The sequence below is a fragment of the Syntrophothermus sp. genome (assembly GCF_013314835.1).
Taxonomy (GTDB): domain Bacteria; phylum Bacillota; class Syntrophomonadia; order Syntrophomonadales; family Syntrophothermaceae; genus Syntrophothermus; species Syntrophothermus lipocalidus.
In genome coordinates this window covers 1-2,026 of sequence record NZ_JABUEX010000164.1, presented here as the reverse complement: position 1 = coordinate 2,026, position 2,026 = coordinate 1, and the positions used below count along the sequence as shown (strand labels likewise).

The 2,026-nt window shown below is 55.4% G+C and carries 5 protein-coding genes; all 5 read right to left on the bottom strand.

From position 1 onward, the window contains the following. On the bottom strand, positions 1 to 506 hold a 506-nt coding region (locus tag HPY90_RS16025), incomplete at its 3' end, for a DUF7666 domain-containing protein (protein ID WP_502707224.1). Positions 507 to 517: 11 nt separating this feature from the next. After that, positions 518 to 817 carry a hypothetical protein gene (locus HPY90_RS16020; RefSeq protein ID WP_287195993.1) on the bottom strand — a complete coding sequence of 100 codons (300 nt, stop codon included), beginning with the start codon at positions 815 to 817 and terminating at the stop codon, positions 518 to 520. Continuing rightward, complete coding sequence (locus HPY90_RS16300; RefSeq protein ID WP_353733696.1) at positions 792 to 1,001, bottom strand: DUF6011 domain-containing protein; 210 nt, start codon at positions 999 to 1,001, stop codon at positions 792 to 794. Before HPY90_RS16300 ends, HPY90_RS16020 begins: the two co-directional genes overlap by 26 nt. Continuing rightward, positions 934 to 1,149 carry an SGNH/GDSL hydrolase family protein gene (locus tag HPY90_RS16015; protein ID WP_287195991.1) on the bottom strand — a complete coding sequence of 72 codons (216 nt, stop codon included), beginning with the start codon at positions 1,147 to 1,149 and terminating at the stop codon, positions 934 to 936. Before HPY90_RS16015 ends, HPY90_RS16300 begins: the two co-directional genes overlap by 68 nt. 119 nt (positions 1,150 to 1,268) lie before the next feature. After that, positions 1,269 to 1,811 carry a helix-turn-helix domain-containing protein gene (locus HPY90_RS16010; RefSeq protein ID WP_287195989.1) on the bottom strand — a complete coding sequence of 181 codons (543 nt, stop codon included), beginning with the start codon at positions 1,809 to 1,811 and terminating at the stop codon, positions 1,269 to 1,271. Positions 1,812 to 2,026: the final 215 nt, after the last annotated feature.

The window sequence follows — 2,026 nt, the reverse complement described above, 5'->3', positions numbered from 1 at the left end:
GCCCCGGTGTTGGTGGCCGCCGAGTAATCCCCGGTGTTGGTGGCCGCCGAGTAATCCCCGGTGTTGGTGGCCGCCGAGTAATCCCCGGTGTTGGTGGCCGCCGAGTAATCCCCGGTGTTGGTGGCCGCCGAGCGAGCCCCGGTGTTGGTGGCCGCCGAGCGAGCCCCGGTGTTCGATTCCTTTTTGTTACTCCAATCAACTTTCTCAAGAATAAACTTCACACCCGCGGAAATAAGACCACTAAGCCCGATTTCGGCCCCGACGCGCAACTTGGTGCAGGCCACTTTACTATCGTCATCGTGTTTAGATATCTTTCCGTCGCCCTCCACTTCCGCGTAGCGGCTATCTGATGGAGGATAGTAGTTAAATACATCAAACGGGAACTCGCAGAAGTGAAATCCTTTTTCACAGGCGATGGCGTCGGACTCTTCATATTCGCCGCCAACTTGGAATTGAAACCCCCTGCATTTCATGTCTTTGCCAAAGCCTTTGTAGCCTTTAATCATCTTTTCTCCCCCTAACTCGCCCTGCGGGCTGCTCGTTTGGCTTGCCTGAAGGCCTGCTTTCTGGCTTGGTTCGCCTGGGCCGTAGCAGTTGGACCAGCAGCAATAGCCTCGCGATAAATAACCTTCAAGTCTTGGCCTCTGGCAAAGATAACTTCCTCTTCCTTGCCAGGCTTATACAGACATCCGTAGGCCTCAAAGGCCCCGTCCTTATATCTCACGCTTACGCGCATGTGGTAGCTCCTGATCATGTTCCCAGGATCCGGGTAATCCCAGTTAACGCCTAAATCAATCTCCCCACCAGCTTTGAGCAATTTCTCGCGACCACTCCACAATATCCAACTGATGCAAATCGCAATATTTAGCTGCGCGGGACCACTCGTTGTCATCCGCCTGCAAGTCAGCGTCGAACACACCGCCACCGGCCTTCTTATAGCATACCGGCCCGAGGGACCTGGCGATGGAGTGGGGATTGCTTAAAACTCGGTTGCACCTCATGCACCTGTCTGATGTTGCTTGAGCCTGTTCCATGGTCATTCTCCTTTCTTGGATCGTAGTCCAGGAGGACCCGCAGGGCCCTGACCATCCGGGCCATGTCAGGCTCATATTCTGCGCGATATTCAAAGTCTTTGGGTTGTCTGGCCACTCTGCGGGCCTCCTTTCAGCACCCCTCTTGTGTTCACCATCCTGGTGTGTTACAATTGAGGTAAGGTAATTTCGGTCGCACCCTGCGTAGGTGCGTGGATTGAAACGGGATTGCGGGCGCTAAAAAGCGCTCTTTCTTTTTGGCCGGGGCTTGGCGTAGCCTCGGCTTTCTAATTTCTCCCGATGTTCCTGGTAAACGGTCAGGATGCTGAAACCGTATTCCTCACACATGACCGCCAAGTAATGGTCGATAGCCACCCGGGCGTCGAGGGATTGTATCATGCTGTCATGAACTGCCTGCCGGTGGGTTTCATCTGCCCGGCTTGGTGCGTTCACCACATCGGCTACCGATACAACCTTAATGGCCTCCTGCAGCTCCTCACACGTCTTTGCCCAGACGCTTGTCCGATGTAAATCCACACCTTCACCATCCAACCAGGGGGAGGTATATACTCCGCCCGTCACCTCGGCGGCGGCCTCCATGTAGAGCCTGGGGTAATCCAAGTTGGTTGCCAACCGCTCCAGGACATCCGGCCCGGCAGCCCGTCGGCCGCACTCGATGGCTGAGACCATCTTATTGCTGATATATCCGACCTGGCCGGCCGCTTCCTGAGTCATTCCCCGGTGTTCCCTCGCTTCCCGGAGGGCCTGTCCAATCGCCATGCTTATCACCTCCCTTCAGTAGATTTCATGCTGGAATTCCTGTCCATCCAGTAGACTGGGGTGGCTATTTATCGCCACCTTTCTCTGTTAGCATTGAAACTGAGGGGTGACTGCACGCAAGGCCTGCAGAGATAATGTACCGGATGGCGGCCGCTAGGGTGGTGGCGTCAACCCGGTTCTCGATACCAACGTAGTCGGCCACGTCGTAGGCATTG